Source organism: Cohaesibacter marisflavi (assembly GCF_900115225.1).
In the GTDB taxonomy this organism is placed as follows: Bacteria; Pseudomonadota; Alphaproteobacteria; order Rhizobiales; family Cohaesibacteraceae; genus Cohaesibacter; species Cohaesibacter marisflavi.
The window spans coordinates 106,338-125,811 of sequence record NZ_FOVR01000003.1; the positions used below are offsets into that span (position 1 = coordinate 106,338).

Annotated in this window: 15 protein-coding genes; 9 read left to right on the forward strand and 6 right to left on the reverse strand. The window is 54.2% G+C overall.

The genetic code is table 11. The features are described 5' to 3' along the window. Nucleotides 1-305: 305 nt before the first annotated feature. Both BM258_RS07220 and BM258_RS07225 read left to right on the forward strand, forming a co-directional pair. Nucleotides 306-1,766, forward strand: a complete 1,461-nt coding sequence (locus BM258_RS07220) for an FAD-binding oxidoreductase (protein ID WP_244544648.1) — start codon at nt 306-308, stop codon at nt 1,764-1,766. After that, nucleotides 1,763-2,209: a GNAT family acetyltransferase gene (locus BM258_RS07225; protein ID WP_090070644.1), complete on the forward strand. Its 447-nt coding sequence runs from the start codon at nt 1,763-1,765 to the stop codon at nt 2,207-2,209. The genes BM258_RS07220 and BM258_RS07225 overlap by 4 nt, the downstream gene beginning before the upstream one ends. A 63-nt stretch (nt 2,210-2,272) precedes the next feature. Here BM258_RS07225 and BM258_RS07230 read toward each other — a convergent pair whose 3' ends face one another. The 3 genes from BM258_RS07230 to BM258_RS07240 all read right to left on the reverse strand — a co-directional run bounded on the left by BM258_RS07230 (nt 2,273) and on the right by BM258_RS07240 (nt 7,433). Then, on the reverse strand, nt 2,273-2,530 hold the full coding sequence (locus BM258_RS07230; RefSeq protein ID WP_090070646.1) for a hypothetical protein: 258 nt from the start codon (nt 2,528-2,530) through the stop codon (nt 2,273-2,275). A gap of 181 nt (nt 2,531-2,711) precedes the next feature. Then, nucleotides 2,712-4,703: an AsmA family protein gene (locus BM258_RS07235; protein ID WP_090070648.1), complete on the reverse strand. Its 1,992-nt coding sequence runs from the start codon at nt 4,701-4,703 to the stop codon at nt 2,712-2,714. 1,002 nt (nt 4,704-5,705) lie between these two features. After that, nucleotides 5,706-7,433 (reverse strand): ABC transporter permease, encoded by a 1,728-nt coding sequence (locus BM258_RS07240; RefSeq protein ID WP_244544625.1) that lies wholly within the window; start codon nt 7,431-7,433, stop codon nt 5,706-5,708. 351 nt (nt 7,434-7,784) lie between these two features. Here BM258_RS07240 and BM258_RS07245 point away from each other — a divergent pair, with 351 nt between their 5' ends. Then, nucleotides 7,785-8,969 carry an MFS transporter gene (locus tag BM258_RS07245; RefSeq protein WP_139229228.1) on the forward strand — a complete coding sequence of 395 codons (1,185 nt, stop codon included), beginning with the start codon at nt 7,785-7,787 and terminating at the stop codon, nt 8,967-8,969. 524 nt (nt 8,970-9,493) lie between these two features. On the opposite strand, the gene BM258_RS07250 is transcribed toward BM258_RS07245, so the two are convergent. Further along, entirely contained in the window at nt 9,494-10,534 is a 1,041-nt protein-coding gene (locus tag BM258_RS07250; protein ID WP_407062707.1) for a Fe(3+) ABC transporter substrate-binding protein, read from the reverse strand. A 390-nt stretch (nt 10,535-10,924) separates the two neighbouring features. On the opposite strand from BM258_RS07250, the gene BM258_RS07255 reads away from it, so the two are divergent. The 4 genes from BM258_RS07255 to BM258_RS07270 all read left to right on the forward strand — a co-directional run bounded on the left by BM258_RS07255 (nt 10,925) and on the right by BM258_RS07270 (nt 14,225). Then, nucleotides 10,925-11,533, forward strand: coding sequence for a YfbR-like 5'-deoxynucleotidase (locus BM258_RS07255; RefSeq protein WP_090070654.1), 609 nt, complete (start codon nt 10,925-10,927; stop codon nt 11,531-11,533). Nucleotides 11,534-11,776: 243 nt separating this feature from the next. Continuing rightward, on the forward strand, nt 11,777-12,286 hold the full coding sequence (locus BM258_RS07260; RefSeq protein WP_090070656.1) for a tyrosine phosphatase family protein: 510 nt from the start codon (nt 11,777-11,779) through the stop codon (nt 12,284-12,286). 138 nt (nt 12,287-12,424) lie between these two features. Continuing rightward, nucleotides 12,425-13,507 (forward strand): NUDIX hydrolase, encoded by a 1,083-nt coding sequence (locus tag BM258_RS07265; RefSeq protein ID WP_090070658.1) that lies wholly within the window; start codon nt 12,425-12,427, stop codon nt 13,505-13,507. A 10-nt stretch (nt 13,508-13,517) separates the two neighbouring features. Then, nucleotides 13,518-14,225, forward strand: coding sequence for a ribonuclease HII (locus BM258_RS07270; RefSeq protein ID WP_407062704.1), 708 nt, complete (start codon nt 13,518-13,520; stop codon nt 14,223-14,225). A gap of 36 nt (nt 14,226-14,261) precedes the next feature. On the opposite strand, the gene BM258_RS07275 is transcribed toward BM258_RS07270, so the two are convergent. Further along, nucleotides 14,262-16,247, reverse strand: a complete 1,986-nt coding sequence (locus BM258_RS07275) for a DUF2207 domain-containing protein (protein WP_175527972.1) — start codon at nt 16,245-16,247, stop codon at nt 14,262-14,264. Between the two features lie 129 nt (nt 16,248-16,376). Beyond that, nucleotides 16,377-16,937 (reverse strand): LemA family protein, encoded by a 561-nt coding sequence (locus tag BM258_RS07280; RefSeq protein ID WP_090071272.1) that lies wholly within the window; start codon nt 16,935-16,937, stop codon nt 16,377-16,379. Nucleotides 16,938-17,330: 393 nt separating this feature from the next. Between BM258_RS07280 and BM258_RS07285 the strand changes: the two genes are divergently transcribed. Together BM258_RS07285 and BM258_RS07290 are read left to right on the forward strand one after the other, a co-directional pair. Then, a complete protein-coding gene (locus tag BM258_RS07285) occupies nt 17,331-18,257 on the forward strand; it encodes a ChaN family lipoprotein (protein WP_175527973.1) in 927 nt (308 codons plus the stop codon). 294 nt (nt 18,258-18,551) lie between these two features. Then, nucleotides 18,552-19,474: FecR domain-containing protein (locus tag BM258_RS07290; RefSeq protein ID WP_090070665.1), on the forward strand; the 923-nt coding region annotated here is incomplete at its 3' end.

Below are 19,474 nucleotides of genomic sequence, written 5' to 3' on the forward strand. Positions count from 1 at the left end.
AGAAGCTCACTTTCTCATCATGGCATCATCTCGAAGACGAAAAGAAAAGAGGCCCGAGAAGCCAAAAATTCATTCTTATGTTAGGCAATTTTACTTATCTACATCCCACATTCAAAATATCACTTGCCTGCTGCGCCTACCAAAGGTCTTAAGCAGTTTTACAAGACTTCTTTTCACATCAGATGTCTTCTGCTAGGGTCTGGACCATATACCCACCTCTTGGTCTAAAAGGCCGGTTTCCCGGCGAAGACCTTGCCTATCAAGTGACGTTGCAAGTGACCAATTCATCTATTTCTCCAAAGCCTGTGGAGCCAGCCCGGCTTGACAGTCACATCCTTGAACAATTCAAAGTGCTCATCGGCGAGCAGAATTGCCTGACTGCTTCCGCAGATACAGACCCCTACTGCCGCGAATGGCGTGACAAGTTCTTTGGCAAGACAGCCCTCGTGCTCAAACCCGGATCGACCGAAGAGGTCAGCGCGGTGATGAAGCTTGCCTATGAGCAGAATTGCGCGATTGTGCCACAAGGGGGCAATACCGGGCTCGTCGGGGCCCAAACCCCCGATGCCAGCGGCAACCAGATCATTCTCTCGACCGAACGGCTCAACCGTATTCGCACCCTTGACGCCGATAGCAATGTCGCCATTGTGGAAGCTGGTGTCGTGCTGGAACAGTTGCAAACAGCGGCCGAGGAAGCCAACCGCTTGTTTCCGCTGGCGCTCGGAGCGCAAGGCTCCTGCCAGATTGGAGGGAATCTATCCACCAATGCCGGCGGCACCAGTGTACTCTCCTATGGTAACACCCGCGACATGGTGCTTGGCATTGAAGTGGTGCTGCCAGATGGGCGCATCATGAATTGCCTACGCACTCTGCGCAAGGACAATACGGGCTACGATCTCAAACACCTTTTCATCGGAGGAGAAGGCACACTGGGCGTCATCACCGCTGCTTCGCTCAAGCTCTATCCGCGACCAAAAGATCAGCAGGTTGCCATTTTTGCAGTGGAAACGCCGGAGAAGGCCTTCTCGTTGTTTGATTTGGCGCGGGATCATGCCGGGTCCATGCTCACCGGCTTTGAGCTGATGCCGCGCATGGGAGTGGAATTTACCATCAAACATGCCCCCGGTGCACGTGACGTCTTGGAAGCTCCCCATCCCTGGTATTGTCTTTTGGAAATCTCCATCGGCTCCCCTGCTGTCGACGGGCGAGCTCTGATAGAAGCCATTTTCGAGGAAGCCTTTGAAGCTGGCTTCGTAGAAGATGCCGCACTGGCCGAAACAACACAACAGGCGGCGGATTTCTGGCGTTTGCGCCATGGCATGAGTGAAGTGCAGAAGCATGAGGGCGGATCGATCAAGCATGATATCTCTGTTCCCGTCAGCTCCATTCCTGCTTTTCTGGCGCGGGCTCTTCCTGCCTGCGAAGAGGCCATTCCGGGTTGCCGCCCCGTGCCCTTCGGCCATATGGGCGATGGCAATCTGCATTTTAATATCTCCCAGCCATTGGGCGCGGATCGCGAAGCTTTTCTGGCCCGCTGGGAAGAGATCAACACCATGGTTCATGCGATTGTCGTCGATATGGGGGGCTCTATTTCAGCCGAGCATGGCATTGGCACCTTGAAGCGAGATGAGCTGCCAGCCGTGAAAGATCCGGTCGAAATGGATATCATGCGGCAGATCAAGGCGTTGTTTGATCCCAAAGGCCTAATGAATCCGGACAAGCTGATCAAATCCGCCAGTTCTTTTAAGAAAGACCAAGACCAATGAAAAAGCTTGTGGTTTCTGATCTTGCAGAAGATGAAATTGAAACTGTTGTATCGCTCTGGCAGGAATGCGGTCTGACACGCCCCTGGAACAATCCCTACAACGACATTGCCTTTGCCCGTTCGAATGACAATTCGGCTGTGCTGGTTGCCCGACTGGAGGAAGGTGGCCCCATTGTCGCCTCAACCATGGTGGGCCATGATGGTCATCGCGGCTGGACCTATTATCTCTCTGTTTCGCCGGAGCATCAAAGCGCCGGTCTTGGCAAGGCAATGATGAAGGCCGTGGAAGACTGGCATCTGGCAAAGGGAATCTGGAAATCCCAGTTGATGGTACGCACCGGCAATGAGAAGGTTATCAGCTTCTATGAATCTCTGGGCTACAATATCAGCGCAACGCAGTTGCTTGAACGCTGGATTGATCCTTCCAAACGCGGGGACTCTTGAGGCTCAGCCTTACGCTGCGAGGGCTCGACGCTGGTTTGGTGCCGGGCTGGCTCCTACGGCACGCTATCTTCTGGGACCAAATATGAGAAGAATAATCCAGACCGGAATGATTACCACCATTCCAACAATAATGTTGGGCACCAGCCAGATGACGAGCCAGTTGACCGTCAGTTCGACGGCGTCGGTCAACCGATCGATATAAATCGCCATACCCGGAAAGAGATCACGGGTTGTGATGCCAAGAAAGCCAAGCACGGATCCGGTGATCAAAGAGGCAAGCAGAGCCTTGGCAAATCCGGATAACAGTCTGGCGATGCGCATGGATCTCTCCTCTTGTCTCGATCTATTCCTTGGCCGCTTTTTGGGAACAGCAGAATCAGCTCAAGCTGCGGCTTCATCGCATCCTATCGCAACAAGGTTAATATCAGTTAACCAGATTCGCCGCCTTCCGATCTCGCCTTGCAAAATCCTAGGAATTGCGGGCAACAGGGGCAGCAGGCTCTCAAGGCTGGGTGGATGTATTTTTGATGGAAAGCCCGGTTTCCGGATCGCTCAGAACCAGAGGCAAAGCAACACCGCCAATGGGGCTGTCGTCGCTTTGAGGCGCTTGGGCATTATCTCCGGATGGGGCAATCTCTGCAGGGACACCGGGCGCCAAGATCTCTTCATCAGACGGCACAACAGCATCCTGCACCTTGCGCAGAGAAATGCGTGGCGCATCAAAGGAGCCGCGTAGAAGAAACGGGATTTCCTTCTCGGGAGGCTCGGTGGAATGGGTCGCCGGGTCAGAGCTTTTATAGATCGCCAGTGTGCCGGGGAAATTCAGCTCACCTGTTGCAAAGCCATATTGCGCCGCCCCCAGCAACGCCCGCTTGCCCGAGGTTAGCCGCAGTCCCTCGACATCGAGCCTCTGATTGGCCACTTGTCCCCGCACCGACAGCACATCAAAGCGGGCATTTCCTGCATGCAATTTTTCCCTGTCGAGGCCCTTCTCCTGTTGCAAGGCTGTCTCGAAGACATCCATATCGAAATGCTGCAACTCGCCATCCGTCAGCACCACCGACAGGGAGCCATGTGCATCTGCCAATGCATCGCTAACATGGGTCCCCTCTGCCTGCAAGTCGACTTCAACCAGAGCTGTACCATTGAGAAACTCATTGCCGAACATTTCCCGCGTAAAGCCGCCAGCGGAGACGCCATTGGCCTTGGCCCGCAAGCTACAGATCATAATGGACGGATCATCGGGCTTCTGTCGCATATTGAAGGTAGCTTCCAGCCGACCGCCATAGGCATAGGCCTCGCCGATGGAGAAAGATACCTGATTGTCGCGCGTCATAAGAGACGCGGCAGCCTGACCGAGATTAACGGAACCAAGCTTCAGATCGGACGACGAAATGCGAATGTCGAAATCGACTTTTGCGGCCTTGCTCTTTGTCAGATCATAGGCCATCAGGTCTTCAATGCTCTCGGGCACACGCACGAACTGGCCCAGATCCAGATCATCACTGGCCAAAGTCCCCTGCACCATCGGACGTTCCTGCCGGAAGTCCAGTTGGAGAACGCCATTGATCTGATTGCCATCAAGCTTTACGTCCAGATCGGATAACGCAATGGACGCACCAATGAGATTGGCCCGGGCAGACAGGGAGGCAGCCCCCAGATCTCGATCAGAAGGCAATGGTCGCTCCAGCCACTGCGCCAACGCGCCCAGCGCCGGGGTATCAAAGGAGAAATCCCCTTCAAACTGGAAATTCGAAATGGTTGCAGCCGAGCCATCAAAAGAAACCGAAAAGTTGGGCGAGGACAGCTTCGCGGAAAGGGGAGAAAGCCCCCCGGCAAACAGCTCCATCGGCTTACCTGATTGGGCTCGCAGGTCGACCTTTTCCCCGCGCCAGATGGCGCTGCCATTGATCGAAGCAAGATCTTCGGTGCTTGGCCAGTCAAACATCATGTTGACGTTGGAAAAGCGTTCTTCTTCGCCCGTCGTCCGGTCCTGATAATGAGCGACCCCTCCGGTTATGCGAAAATTGCCGAGGGTCACGTCGGAAAGCGTCAGCCGGCCACTGTCATCGTCAGTCTTGAATAGGGAACCCTTGCGCAGATCCCAAGAGAAGGCACCATCCTTATCCTTTATCAGTTCCAGATTCGGCTGCATGAGATGGAAACGACGGACTTCAAAATTGCCAAGCAGCAGCGGCAGCCAATACATTTCGGCGCGCAGTGTCTGCGTGGAGACCAAAGGTGGCTCGTCCCCCCCGAGCCCGGATGCAATTTCCACGTCCCTGAGCTTGACGGTCAGATAGGGAAAAACCGTAACAACCGGCTCGCCGCTCACGGTTACTGGAAGTCCCATCCAGTCAGAAATCTGCTCGGCAATCTGCTTCTTGACCACTTTCGTGTTGATCAAATAGGGCGTGGCCAAGACCAGCCCGATAATCACAACAAGAAAGGCCAACAAGCTCCACAGGATACGGATCCGTATGGTCTTTGTCATTTATAACCCGTTCTTTCAAAAGGGATCACATATCTGAAGCGCACATCATGCTATGCCCAAATCAGGCCCATGTGCACGGCAAGCTGCTTCTGGTCCCGCGCGCCTGCTTCTGATTGATCCTCATATCACCTGATATGCGACGCGGACACCAAGCTGACATCGTCGCCAGACAAAGGGCCCGAAGCCTGTTGCTAAAGAGCATTCGGAGCTCTGTCAGGTGGTGGCGTGACAAAATCACAGCGATAGTATTCAAGTCCGACAAGCACCATAAAGTGCCCATAATTCGTGCACATACTATCCAGTCTGCTGCAAATTGTACAAATTAAAATGCAAGCTAGCTCTGGTTAACAACAGGGAAAGCCCCATGGCAGGAGCATTCACAAATGGAACCTGCAGCTTTCAGCGATTTGTGGCGTATTAAAATGAAGAGACACCTTTTCAGTATTTGATCAAAAGAAACCCCTGTGTGCATTTTCTCACGATCTCTGAGGAAAAATAAATTCACTTATAGTAATAAAATTCTCTTTTCTCAAATGAAACAGTTGTTGATCACATGTCCAAATTGTTAAATTTTATTTTCAACAACCCCACTCGCTCATAAATTAAATTTCTCACATTAGAAAACTTGTATATTACGTATACTCCCTAAATCATTTAGTTTTTCTGATTAGTTATTCAATCAATCCTTGCCATAACACACTTATTAGGCGCACAATAAACCAGCAACACGTTGTAATTCTGAGTATTTCTAAATAAGCACTTTTATGTATTAACTCTTCATTTCTAATATAATTCAATTTGAGAAAATAATACTTCAAATTTGATGTAACTGCACTGTATATAAGTGCCTGACAGCTTCGGCGTGCATCTTGGTCCAAGCGCCTTTTGGACTGAGGTGGCCCCGAAAAAAGCGGACGGGAATAAGTCCGCATATTCCGCCAACTATCCCGGCTTTGCCGGGATCTTTTATCTTTCCATGTCATTGTCAGGTTTTATGCCAGCTTAGCCTTGCATGGAGCGGCTTGATGTGCGGGAAAGAAGAATGACCGGCACGAGCCCTACCGCCACAATCGTCAGCGCTGCCAATGCCCCTTTCTCGAACGCTTCTAGCGACGCCTGACCATAGACCAGCGTGGCCAGCGTATCGAAATTGAAGGGGCGCAACAGAATGGTCGCTGGCAGCTCCTTCATAACATCGACGAAAACCAGCAGAGCGCCGGAAATCAATGAAGGCCGGATAAGAGGCAGGTCGATCTCCACCAGCGTGCGCCAGGATGATCGACCCAATGTACGTGAGGCAGCCTCCAGATTGGGAGATATGCGCTGCAGACCCGTTTCACCCGCTCCATAGGACATGGCCATGAAACGCACGCAGTAAGCATAGAGCATCGCGGCTCCGGAGCTGATGAGGATGAGGCCCGTCGCCAGCCCGAACCAATCGCGCATGCTTGCAGCGATGAGATTGTCCAACTGAGCCACAGGAATAAGTATGCCGACTGCCAGCACGGTTCCCGGCACGGCGTAACCGATGGATGAAAGGCGTGTGACGGCGCTGACCAGAGCGCTCTTCTGGGTGCGGGCGAAATAGGCCAGAGCCGTTCCTAGCAAAGCCGTTAACACTGCGGCAAAACTTGCCAGAAAGAGCGAATTGCCCATTGCGGCTAGAAAATCGGCATTGAGATTATCGCGCCAGTGAAAGAAGACCGAGCGCATCAGGATAGAGGCAGGCAACAGGAAGCCAATCAGGATCGGCAAGGCACAGGCCATAACAGCCAGCCCTGCTCGCCACCCACCAAGGCGGAAACTGGGCAAAGACTGATAGCGCCGTGTTGTGGTAGTAAAGCGCTGCTCCCTCCGCCCGCGCCGCTCAAGCCAGAGCAACAGAAGAACCACCAACAACATGACAGTGGAGATTTGTGCAGCCCCTGCCAGACTGGCCCTGTTGAGCCATGTATCATAGACACTGAAGGTCAGCGTCTTGACGCCGAAAAACTCCACCGCACCGATGTCGTTGAGGCATTCCATCATGGCGAGCGTAACCCCGACCACGATGGCCGGGCGAGCCAGAGGCAGAGCGACAGCAAAAAACAGCCGCACCGGCCCGGCCCCCAATGTGCGCGAAACATCCAGTGCGCAGGCCGATTGCATCAGGAAGGTAGCGCGCGTTGTCAGGAAGACATAGGGGTAAAGCACGAAGCTCATGACCAGAATGCTACCGGGCAGCGAACGCACCTCGGGAAACCAGTAGTCGCGCGCACTCTGAAACCCGAAGAGCCAGCGGATGAGGCTTTGCGCAGGACCGGAATAGTCAAACATATCCACCGCAGCATAGGCCACAATATAGGTGGGAATGGCCAAAGGCATCAGCAACGCCCATTGGAACAGTGCACGACCGGGGAAGCGGCACATTGTTACCAACCATGCGGTCGAAACGCCAATCAGCGCCGTCAAACTGCCCACCCCGAGCATCAGCCAGATTGTTGTCATGACCGAACGCGGTAGAACGGTTGATAACAGATGCGGCCAAACGTCACCGGCATCGCCAAAAGCAATCACAACAAGAGACAGGATCGGCGCAATCACCATCAACAGAATGAGAGCCAGCAGCACGAGGGCCACCCGCGATGTCCCCATAACACGGGGAGACACCCGACCGGAAAGCCAGCGCTTTAACTGCGAAATCAGTCCGTTGGTCGTGATGGCGGATGCTGCATCATTTGACTTGGTCATTCATCCTCCGCCCCCTTGGGGAAACTCCTTATTCTTGAAGACAATATCCATATTTTAAATTCCCCTCATTTTCAAGCGCAACCCCAACGCCCCCAAGGCTTTACAAGGCTTCACAAGGGGTGAGCCCATTGCATATGAGCCATGCTGGCTGGAAAATCACTCAATCGCCTCTTGCGATTGATCGCAAATTAATTATTTTGCGTAAGGCTTGGGTCACTGACCCGAAACTCCCCTCCAGCTTCTATCGTTTCAAGCGCGTTTCGTTTCAAGCCTTTGGGGCTTTCCACCTTCCCTGAAATAGTCTTCCATGGCCTGCTTTACAGCCATGAGATCCTGCAAGTGTCCATTGCCATGCCTAATCAATATCTTGTGCTTGTTCTGGTGTTCGTCGGTTCCTTTTCCAATGCAGCAACCGTACCCTTCATGGGCTTGTTCATCATCGAAGACTTACAGAAGTCTCCCATGATGATCAGCCTCTATTCTCTGGTGGCCACGGTGTTGGCGGTTACGGCAAATCGCTTTGTGGGCAAGAAGATCGATCAGGGCTGGGACATTCGCAAGCTTCTGCTGGCCTCCATTCTTTGCTATCTGGCAGCGATGAGCTCGCTGTTGGTGGTTACGAGCTACTGGACACTGGTAACAATCTTCGCAGCCTGTCTGGCGATTGCCAACTCGGCCATTGGCACTATTCTGAGCTTTGCCCGCTTCTATTCGGAGCAATCACATCTCGATTCAGCCAAGTTCAATGCCCGTGTCCGTGCCATGATGTCGCTGGCCTGGATGGTTGCGCCTGCGCTCTGTTTCGCTCTGGCCAGTGTTTATGGCCACATGATCGTGTTCGAGCTGGCGGTCGCGGTTGGCTGCGTCTGGCTTCTGACCTGGAACATCACGCTCAAGCACCCATTTCGACGCACCCATCCGGCCCATGCAGATTCGTCTGCGGCCAGCGCTGCCGCCACCAGCAACTTCAACTTCCCGCTCTGGGCCGCGACGGTTGCCTGCTTTTTCATTGCGCTTGGCAACTCGCTGGCCCTGTCCTCAGCTCCGCTTTTCATGATCAAGGAAGCGCATTTGCCTGACTATGCGCCGGGTCTGTCGATCGCGGTAAAATGCTTCTTTGAGGTGGTGGTCATTCTGGGCACGCCGGGCTTGCTGAAAAAGATGGGCGTGCGCAATGCCATGATTCTGGCAAGCCTCATGGCCGTCGTCTGCTATAGCTATCTCTCCACGATCAATTCGTTGACGGAAATGTCTATCGCTGCAGCCATCGAAGGCACCTATTTCGGTATTTTCGCTGCGGTCAGCATCACCTTCATGCAATCCTTTGCGCGCGGCTTCATCGGCAACGCCATGGCGCTTTACACCAACTCCATGTTCCTTTCGGGGCTGGTTGGCGGTTCGCTGATGGGGATCATCGCCAGCTATTTTGACTATCGCACCGCAGTGCTGTCCGCCTCCCTTGCAGCAGTTGCCGGTATCATTACGCTGGTTGCCACACGCCGCACGGACGCTGCCGCCGAAGAGCTTCCAGCCTGATCATGACGCAGCAAAAGCTGCGGTTTCAGACACCCCAGGGGCGAAGACCTCCCCAAAAAACAAGAGTGCCACGACGGATAGAAACCGTCGTGGCACTTGCCATAAAGGATCAACCGGACAAGGTGGAGAATGGGAAAGGGACCAGCTTTCCACATAAGTTTCTCCGATTGATTTTATGTACCGTCCCACATTCTTGTCTTTCCGGGATAAACCCGATAAGCATAAGAGTGTTCACTTGATGACGCATCATAACAAAGGGACCAGCTTTGTTATGGAGCCACCTATGCAGGACCGCTAGGGGAAGCGCTTTTTGCAGTCAGTCGACGCGAGAGGACCAGTATCGCGTCTATCGACCGCCAAGCGCTTTATTGGCGAAGGGTCACTCCAAGGAAAAAGCAGTAGGACCAGTACAACTCACCTTGTTTGGCAGTGAAATCACGCTTGTTCCCCTTCAGCCAATTCGGGAAATTCTTCTCCTTAAAACTCAGTTCCTTTAAAAGGGCTGCCTGACTTGCTGGCTCAGCTCAGTTAGCGCCAGCGTCGAAATCAACGATATCGACCAGTTCAGAGGCCTCTTTGCGTGCGTCGGCAATCTTGGACAGCTCAACCGAGTCCGGTGTAAAACTGCCCCAGCTCATAACCAGTTCAGATGGCTGCACGCCTTCTTTGACCGGATATTCGAAATTGCCTTCCGCATAGATTTGCTGGGCTTCTTCCGATGACAGGAATTCCATCAGTTTGACGGCGCTTTCGCGATTTGGTGCGTGCTTGGTCAGCAACATGCCCGAGATATTTACGTGCGTGCCACGACCATCGCTGTTGGGAAAAAGAATGCGGACCGACTCTGCCCATTGCTTCTGCTCGGGTTCTTTGTCGTTGGTCTGCATCTTGCCCATATAATAAGTGTTGCCGAGTGCGATATCGCATTCACCGGCATAGACCGCCTTGACCTGCGCACGATCATTGCCCGTCGGGCGGCGCGCCAGATTGGCTTTGACGCCTTCCAGCCATGTCTTGGTTTCCTCGGCGCCGTGATGCACGATCATCGAGGCAATCAGGCCGATGGTGTAATCATGTTGACCGGAACGGGTGCAAATGCGCCCCTGCCATTTCGGATCAGACAGCTCTTCATAAGTGATACTGTCCTGCTCGACGCGTTCTTTGGAAGCGTAGACGACACGGGCCCGCGAAGTGAGGCCAAACCACTGATTGTCACCATCGCGGAAATGGGCCGGAATGTTGGCCTTCAGGGTGTCGGAGACCACTGGCTGCGCAATGCCCTGCTGAGCTGCCGCTTGAAGACGGCCAACGTCGGTGCTCAGCAACAGATCGGCTGGAGAATATTCGCCTTCTGCCTTGATCCGGGTCTCAAGCCCCTTGTTGGCAAAAATCAGGTTGGTGAGAATGCCGGTTTCCTTGGTGAAAGCCTCAAGCAGAGGCTCGATCAGGAATGGCTGCCGATAGGAGTAGATATTGACTTCATCTGCGGCAAAGCTCACGCTTGCAGATGATACCATGAGTGCGGCGACGCACACCGTCGCACGGAAGGACTTTTTCATTTCTATCTCCAATGTTGGGTTCAAGGCCCAGCTCGGTGTTCTTGTAGTAAAAACTGATGCGAATTGTTCGCAAAGTCAATCAAAAAGGCATAACAAAACAGTGTGTTATGGAAATGAGCGGTCAAAATATTTTTAGAATTTTTCAAAACGCAGCCAATAAGTCACTTTAATTGTTGCCTTTCATTCTCATAATTTAGATACCGAATTCCCCTTATTTAATTGTTGAAAATTTGGCTCATATTTTTGTCGCGCCCTCTCTTTTCAACCCTAAGCTATGAATAAGACCGGGTGCATGCTCTGCGTCATATGCATGGACTTGTGGAAAGCTTGCACGATTTTCCATACCATTGTCAGCCGCTTTGGGGTAAAGCTGCCCGCGACAGTTTGGAGATATCAATGCCCGTAAAATCCGATGCCCCACGCGCCTGGCAACGCATGCTCTCTGGCAGGCGGCTTGACCTGCTCGATCCTTCCCCGCTCGATATCGAAATCGAGGATATCGCCCACGGCCTTGCCCGTGTTGCACGCTGGAACGGGCAGACCATCGGCGATCACCCTTTCTCCGTAGCCCAACATAGTCTGATCGTGGAAATGATCATGCGGCAGAAATTCCCGTCTCTGCCACTTGAAGCCTTGATGATGGGCCTACTGCATGACGGAGCAGAATATGTTGTTGGCGACATGATCTCGCCCTTCAAGTCAGCCATCGGCGCGGACTACAAGCGTATAGAAGAGCGACTGGAAGCAGCAATCCATATTCGTTTCGGTCTCGCTCCCCACCCCACGGCAGCCCTAAAAAAGCAGATAAAACAGGCCGATCGTATTTCGGCCTATTTCGAGGCGATCCATCTGGCCGGTTTTGGCAAAGTGGAAGCGGAGCAATTGTTCGGAGCGCCAAACGGTCTAAAAGAAGCCGAGCTTCCCATAGCGCCGTGGAGCACGGGGGAGGCTCAAGAGGCCTTTCTTGAGCGCTTTCACACATTGCGCAAAGCGCTGGAAGGATGAAAGAAGCCAAGCGCCGCCCGGAGCGATGCGGATGCGTGAGACGAAGGATCTGCGACCAAATGGTGAGCGCCCTGTAAGCGCACCGAAGAAGAAAAGCTGCTAGTCTGCTATGGACCCTCAAGGGTGATTTGTCAGGACAAAGAAGCACAGTCTACGCCTGACGCAAAGACACCCCGATCATGGATTGGAAAACCAGCACCCTCTCCAATATCAAGATCGGCAAAAAAAGGAACGGTCAGTTCGATGCTCTATGTTTGCTCTCTATCCAAGCTTGAAAAGGTGGTTGACGATGTCAAAGCCTCCCACCTGGTCAGCGTGGTCAACCCCGAGATGGAGGTCGAAAGGCCGCGACGTATCGCCAAGGAGAATCATCTTTTTTTGGGCATGAATGACATCGCGGCGACCATCCCGGGCTTTACGCTGAGTTCAGAGCAGCAAGTCCAGCAAATGATCGACTTCTTTCGCCACTGGGACCGTAGCGCTCCGATGGTGGTGCATTGCTGGGCAGGCGTCAGTCGGTCAACGGCTTCAGCTTATATTGCAGCCTGTGCCTTGCGGCCCGAGCTTGACGAAATGCTGCTGGCGCAAGACCTGCGCAAAGCCTCTCCTCCGGCGACGCCCAACCGTCGGCTTGTGGAACTGGCCGATCATCTGCTTAGGCGCGACGGGCGCATGAGTGAAGCCATCAAGAGCATTGGGCGCGGCGCTGATTGCTATGAGGGCAATGTTTTTGCCATGCCTCACATCCTCTGAGCGGAAACTGTTTTCATTCAAACCTCTATGCTGTAGTTATAAGATAATGCCGGTCTGTTGTGCTCGCTCTTGCGGCTACAACAGCTGCGTCACTGACAGCGCGAGGATATAGTGGATCAGGAAACCGACAACGCCTCAATGGTCTCTATCTCGGTCGGCCTCAATGCCGCCATTACTGCCGTGCGCGACCTGACGCCGGTGGTTCTGGAAGTGCATCTGCCCCAGACCATGCATCACAAGCCGGGCTCCTCTTTTGCTGATCTGACGCCCGACCCAGCCCCCTCCTCCCCGAAAGCACCCAATTCGGCAAATCGGCCCTATGACTCGCAGGCTTCCTTGCCCTTCGGGCCGTTTGATCCTACCCGTCACCGGACGCTGGAAGCTGGCCTGCGTGGCTGGGTGCGCAGGCAAACGGGCTTGCGGCTGGGCTATGTGGAACAGCTCTACACCTTCGGCGACAGAGGCCGCCGGATGGAAGCGCATGAAAGCGACATACACGAGGTATCCATCGGGTATCTGGCGCTGACGCAACTGGCTGAGGCAACCGAAGACGGTCCGGGTGGACAGCTGGAGCAATTCGGCGGGCGGTGGCGCAGTTGGTATAGCCATTTTCCATGGGAAGACTGGCGCGATGACCGCCCCGCTCTGCTTGACGCCCAACTGATTCCGGCCTTGCGCAAATGGGCAGCCGTTGCGCCCGATGATGGCAACAAGCCTTTGAGCCCCATGCAGCGCTTGCGCCTGTCTTTCGGTATTGATGGTGCCGTGTGGGATGAAGAGCGCGTACTGGAACGCTATGAGCTGCTTTATGAAGCAGGTCTTGTGCCCGAGCATTACCGCGACCGGGGCATTGCCCCCTCCCCCGATGCGCTGCTCTTTGGCCAACCGATGCAAATGGATCACCGGCGCATTCTGGCAACCGCCATTTCGCGTTTGCGCAGCAAGCTGAAATATCGCCCCGTGATCTTCGAGCTTTTGCAAGACAGCTTTACCCTGACCCAATTGCAAGAAACCGTGGAGGCCATTTCAGGCCGTCATCTGCACAAGCAGAATTTCCGTCGGCTGGTGGAACAGGGCCAATTGGTTGAACCAACCGGAGCGACCTCTACACGCACGGGTGGCCGCCCAGCCAAGCTCTATCGCTTCCGCCGCTCGGTTCTGGTCGAACGCCCGGCCCCCGGCCTCAGGGTGGGCGGCAGCAGCAAGATGGATGCGAGCTAAGGGACACCTGATGATGAAGCAAGTTCGCGGCAAAGGAAAAGGCAAACAGGGCTCCCTGTTCGACATTGCATCAACCAGCGCAGGAACCGGAGCAGCCACCGGACCAGACTTCACGCTTGAAGAAGCGGCGATGAAGCAATATGGAGGCCTTGTGGCAGGCGTTGATGAAGTGGGACGTGGGCCTCTTGCTGGCCCAGTCGTGACTGCCGCCGTGGTGCTTGATCCTGATGCGATCCCTCAGGGGCTCAACGACTCCAAAAAATTATCAGAGGCCAAGCGGGAGGCCCTGTTCGAGGCCATCTGTTCCAGCGCCCAAGTGTCGGTTACCTCGGCCTCACCGCGCCAGATTGATAGCCTCAATATTCGCGGTGCGACGCTCTGGGCCATGGCGCGCGCGCTCAGTGGTTTGGCCATTCCGCCTGCCTATGCCCTGTTTGACGGGCGCGATGTGGCTCCCGCCTCTCCCTGCCCCGGCATGCATGTGATCAAGGGGGATAGCCGCTCGCTCTCTATCGCGGCGGCCTCTATCGTGGCCAAGGTGACGCGGGACCATCTGATGATGCGCATGGGGCGCGCCTTCCCCGGCTATGGCTTTGAGACCCACATGGGCTACGGCACCAGAGCCCATCTGGAGGCCTTGGACCGGCTCGGTATCACGATCCATCACAGGCGCAGCTTCCGCCCGATCTATGAACGGCTCGGACCTGACAACGCATAAATGCGGCGCACAAAAGAAGCGTCAAAGAGGTGGGGCCTACCAGCCACCACCGCCGCCGCCGCCTCCACCGCCGCCAGAAAAACCGCCGCCTGAAGAACCTGATGAGGACGAAGCTGGCGGAGTCATGGCGCTGGAGAGATCTGTGCCAATGGCATCGGTGATTTGTGCCAGAGCTGCCGTCGGGTGGGCCGCACTATAGGCGCCGACATACCAGATCGGATGATAGGCCCGGGACGGAGGCAATTGCGAGAAGACCTTTTCCTCGAAAGTCTTGGACCATTTGCGTTCCACCCCGAGGGCAATGGCATAGGGTAGCAGATCTTCATAGAGCTTTGGCGTCAGTTCCGGCATATCGGCCGCATTGGCCTCGTCCACCTGTTGGGCAACGGTCACCGTCATAAACAGCTTCAGCCCTTCGATCTTGTCCATCACCTGTCGGCCAAGCTGCGTGGGGGCTTTCATCCATTGATAGAAGCCCAACGATAGCAGCCACATGAAGAGGATCAGAAGCACTGGCGCTATGGCCAACTCACTCCAGAGGCCCGGAATGATATTTTCCTGCCCAACAGCCAGCACATAAAGGCTTGTTCCGGCCAGTGCCGCCAGAATGAGCCCCTTCAAGGCATTCTCAAGCTTGTGGGGCAAAAGGGCCGTAACACCCATGAACAGGATGGTGAAAACAGCGCCTAAAAACGCCAAGACCATCACTTCCAGAATAGGAAATTCAAAAGGCGGAGCCCAAAAGCTTTTGAGGAGGAAGTATAGAGCGACAGAGACGACAGTGATCAGCAAGCCAATAAAAGAGCGCCCCATATTTTCGTGATAGTAGGTCTCGTCGGTTTCCTTATCAACGGCACTGGTGAAAGCCGACATGATTTTGCTCATCTGCTTATATTCCATGTCTGCCAGCTTGACTGTGTCACGCCCGTCAAACAGGGCCTTGAACAGAGCCTTCTCGCCCACCGGCAGGCTTTTGACTGCCGATACATGTCGTTTTTTGCCTGCCACCGTAACACCGGGCGCATCCTTGCGAATGATTTCGGCGCTCTTGCCGACTTCCCTGATTTCGATCAGCCCCTTGATCGCCATGGAGATCAGCGCTGCAATGAAGGTCTTCTGTTCGCCCTCTTCAAATTCTCCCATGCCCTCGATATAGCTGGCCATCGCAGGCGATATCGCCTCCGGCGCGCGGTAAAGAGGAATGATGGCACCGGCATCCGGGTCGCGCCCAACTTTCACCCACGAATAGACAAGCCAGATAAAGGTGACGACGGCCCCGAACAGAACCACATAAAGCGGGCTATTATCAAGAAAGAGACCCACTGCCTGTTCGCTTTGGCTTGGTGCAGCGATCACACCCTTTGGCCAGGCGACGGCAACGGCCATACCCTCGCGGGGGGCAAATTGGCGAGTTGCTTCCAGGCTGATTGACCGGTCAGATTGATCCGTGACCGTGTAGCTGTTGCCCCCTTCGCCATAGCGGCCCGTATAGGCAGAATATTGCAGCACCGACGCCCCTTGAGGGAGTTGTACCGTCACGCGGGCCCGTTCGATCGGAAAAGCCCATTCGGTGCCAATGGCATTCCAGTAGATCTCGTCATAGTCATCAAAGAAGCCAATCGAGTCTTCGACACTGTAGGAAATTTCGTAGGTGTGCAGCCCGTGTTGCAACAGAACATTGGCATCGCCAATGCGCAGGCGGAAATACCGCCCCTCATGGCTTATCTGATAGGGTTCATCCTGCCCATCGCGGCGGACCGTGCTGACCTGAGGGTTGATATTCACATAGCGTCCATCCTCACGCCGATAGGTCTCCGGGATATCGCGCAGCAGGCCGCGTTTGATCTGCTCTCCCTCAACATACACTTCGATGGTTTCGGTAATATCGACGGAGCGATCCTTATTGACGCTGATAGCCACCTGATAGTCGGCAATCCTCTCTCGCGCCAGAGCATCCGCTCCGGAGCCTGCGAGCATGAGAAAAGCGACGAGAAGCAAATGAAGTGAGAATCGCAGTGGCATATCTAAGTCCCTTTTCGGACAGCCGCATCGGCGCAAACATATAAGGAAACGCACCTGGCAGCCCAAGTGCGACATGTCAGATCAATAGGCAACAAGAGCCCGCGCCGGGCTTTGCTGCGGATCGGAGAATCAGAATTTTACCTGAGGTGTTGCGCGATCTTCTTCATTCTCAACCTCGAAATAATCCTTCTTGGCATAGGAGAAGAAGCCCGCAACGATGTTGGAGGGGAACTGATCGATCATTGTGTTGAGGTTACGCACGGTGCCATTGTAGTAGCGGCGGGCGAGCTGGATTTCATCTTCCACGCCGGAAAGTTCCTGCTGCAGATTGAGGAAGCCTTCGTTGGCCTTCAGATCGGGATAGTTCTCGGCCACGGCCATGAGATTGACCAGGGCCTTAGAAAGATTGCCCTCGGCCAATGACCGCTCCATGGCGCCACCCTTGGAGGCATTGGCAGCACGGGCACGCATCTCTGTTACCTTTTCCAGCGTCTCGCGTTCATGGCCCATATAGCCCTTGACGGTTTCCACCAGATTGGGAATGAGATTGGCGCGACGTTTCAACTGCACGTCGATTCCCGACCAGCCCTCATTGACCATCTGTCTGGTCTTGACCAGTTTGTTATAGATGGAAATAGCATAAAGGCCCAAAAGAACCACGATCCCCAATAGGACCCAACTGATAGCCATGATCATGTCTCCTGTGAATTGGCCAGCCTTGCAGCAAACAGGCCTTTATGCGGAGAGTAACCCAGATGGCACAAAGTGCAAGCAAGAGTTGACATGGAACACAGCAATTCCTGTGGCTCTCACTCTTTAGCCCAAGTCTTGCCCGAGATGGATGCAAGCATAGACAAGATGCTTTAGGATTGTTCCAGAGACCCGACAATCGAACTCGAAACAGTTAAGGGGTACCATGCCATGACCTGCAAGAACAGACATTCGTTCTCTCTCTTGCGCGAGAAACTTATACTGTGGTGTGATGCCACTGGTGTAAGATTTTTTCTGGGGTTTACCTTTCTGATTGCTTTTAGCGCATGGTCCGCACCGTCTCTGGCCCAAACCGTTACAGAAGAAAAGCCCATGTTGCTTAGCGAGCATCCTTTGTCTGAGAGCCTTTGGCGTATGAAGACCGGCAAGCGAGCGACGCCGGAAGTGCTTAATGATGCCATAGCCATCGCCGACTATCTTTTGCTGGGCGAGAAACATGACAATCCACGTCATCATGCCCTGCAAGCGCACATCATAGATGAAGTCGGTGCGCTAGGCCGTGAGGCGAAAGTGGTTTTCGAAATGTTAGAGCCTTCTCACCAGCCCCTCGTGGATGCGGTAACCAGATTTGCATATCGCAATCGCGCGGCTGATAACGCCAATTTGCCCGAGCGCCTTGCAGCTCTGGGAGAAGACCTGCATTGGAACGATCGCGGTTGGCCCGACTGGAGCTCTTATCAACCCATTTTTGCCAGCGCGATAACCCACGCCATGCCGATCTTTGCAGGAAACCCTGAGCGATCAGATCTGCGCGCTTTGGGAAAGACTGGTAAGGTACCCGAGCGTCTTCGAGAGGATCTGAAATGGGACACCATCTATGACAAAGCTCAGAGCCAGAGCCTGACAGATGAATTGGTCGCAGCCCATTGCGGTATGATCAGTCGGGATGCTGTTGGCCCCATGATGGAGATGCAACGGCTCAAGGATGCGCATATGGCCCGCGCCATGCGCAGGAGCCATCAGGACGGGTCCCTCGCCATTCTTGTGGCAGGCAACGGCCACACCCGCAAGGATCGAGGCGTGCCGATGTTTCTGGAAGCAGATGCCCGCGTGGTATCGATAGGTTTTGTCGAGGTCGCACGGGGAGAAGACAAGCCTTCGTCCTATGCTGCTTTTGACGCGGCCCTTTATGACTGGATCTGGTTTACGCCGCGGGTGGATGAGAAAGACCCTTGCGATAAATTCAAGGCCCAGCTTGAGGCGATGCAGACTGGCAAAAAGCAGAAAGCCGACCGATAGGTGGCAAAGCGCGGCGCGCCGAACCGACAGTTATCCACGCAACTCATGGACGCGCCTGTCCAATATATAACCCAAAGATTGGTTCTGGCCCCTTCCTTTGCCCAGACCATTCAAATGCTATTTATCACGACAATACTTCGTTAACACTACCGCGTGGAATTACCTAGAAACACTAGAAATAATATTATATCGACGTGCCTATTAATCAGGCATTTAGGCATCCTTGTCATTTTTGCTTTTAATAAAAATCAAAAGACTTCGGGTCTTTTAAAGACTGTCAAGGAAACGCATGCTATGCGGCGCATTCTATTCGCTTTCGTTCTGCTTCTCGTCCTGCCTTTGCACGCTCAAGCGCAATCCGGCGCAAGCTGGACCGTGCAGAAAATCACAGGTCTTGCCTATATCGCCCAGAAGGGTGAGAAGGCCATCAAGGTGCGCAAGGGGTCTGTGCTGCATCCCGGCCAGACACTATCGACCAAGAACCGCACGCGCCTGTTGCTCATCCGGGGCAAGGAGCGGATGCAGGTCGGCCCTGGTGCTATCATGGCCATTCCGCCCGCGAAATACATCCAGTCTGGCAAAACCGTCATTCTACAACAAAGCGGCCGCATCCAGTTGACCGTCAATAAACAGGACGTAAAGCATTTCTCTGTGAAGACGCCTTATCTGACCGCTGTGGTCAAAGGCACCGTCTTTACCGTCGATGTGGCACAGAATCGCGCAGAGGTATCAGTCAACCGTGGCCGTGTGGAAGTCTCCGACGGAGCAACCGGCAACACGACGGAAATCACGCGTGGGCAGAAAGCGTCTGTTACCAAGGCCGCATCCGGCAAGACGAACATGACGGTTCAGGCCAAGGGCAAGAAGCCAACCATCAAACAGATCAAGTCGAAGATCACCAAGCCGATTTTCTATGCAACGGTTCAGGTTAAGGGCAAAACCCGGGCCTTGAAGGCTGGCAGCAAGACAGCGACGACATCGGTGGAGGAAGCCCGATCGGAGCTCTCAAGTTCAACCTCGTCCGCCTCAGCGAATGGCAATAGCGGTAATGGGCGCGGAACATCGTCAGCATCGAGCAGCTTCTCCAGTTCTAGTGATGACGACAATGATCACAGCAGAAACAGCGCATCATCAAGTCACGCCAACGCAGCATCCAAGCAGAGCAATGCCGGAGGCAACGGATTAAGCAACAACGGCAAGAGCAATGCCAACAGCAA

Bases quoted from the DNA above. Each gene is read 5' to 3' on its own strand.
- BM258_RS07225 (WP_090070644.1), top strand. From the start codon at position 1,763: ATGAAAAAGCTTGTGGTTTCTGATCTTGCAGAAGATGAAATTGAAACT.
- BM258_RS07230 (WP_090070646.1), bottom strand. From the start codon at position 2,530: ATGCGCATCGCCAGACTGTTATCCGGATTTGCCAAGGCTCTGCTTGCC.
- BM258_RS07235 (WP_090070648.1), bottom strand. From the start codon at position 4,703: ATGACAAAGACCATACGGATCCGTATCCTGTGGAGCTTGTTGGCCTTT.
- BM258_RS07240 (WP_244544625.1), bottom strand. From the start codon at position 7,433: ATGACCAAGTCAAATGATGCAGCATCCGCCATCACGACCAACGGACTG.
- BM258_RS07245 (WP_139229228.1), top strand. From the start codon at position 7,785: ATGCCTAATCAATATCTTGTGCTTGTTCTGGTGTTCGTCGGTTCCTTT.
- BM258_RS07255 (WP_090070654.1), top strand. From the start codon at position 10,925: ATGCCCGTAAAATCCGATGCCCCACGCGCCTGGCAACGCATGCTCTCT.
- BM258_RS07260 (WP_090070656.1), top strand. From the start codon at position 11,777: ATGCTCTATGTTTGCTCTCTATCCAAGCTTGAAAAGGTGGTTGACGAT.
- BM258_RS07265 (WP_090070658.1), top strand. From the start codon at position 12,425: ATGGTCTCTATCTCGGTCGGCCTCAATGCCGCCATTACTGCCGTGCGC.
- BM258_RS07270 (WP_407062704.1), top strand. From the start codon at position 13,518: ATGATGAAGCAAGTTCGCGGCAAAGGAAAAGGCAAACAGGGCTCCCTG.
- BM258_RS07275 (WP_175527972.1), bottom strand. From the start codon at position 16,247: ATGCCACTGCGATTCTCACTTCATTTGCTTCTCGTCGCTTTTCTCATG.
- BM258_RS07280 (WP_090071272.1), bottom strand. From the start codon at position 16,937: ATGGCTATCAGTTGGGTCCTATTGGGGATCGTGGTTCTTTTGGGCCTT.
- BM258_RS07285 (WP_175527973.1), top strand. From the start codon at position 17,331: ATGTTGCTTAGCGAGCATCCTTTGTCTGAGAGCCTTTGGCGTATGAAG.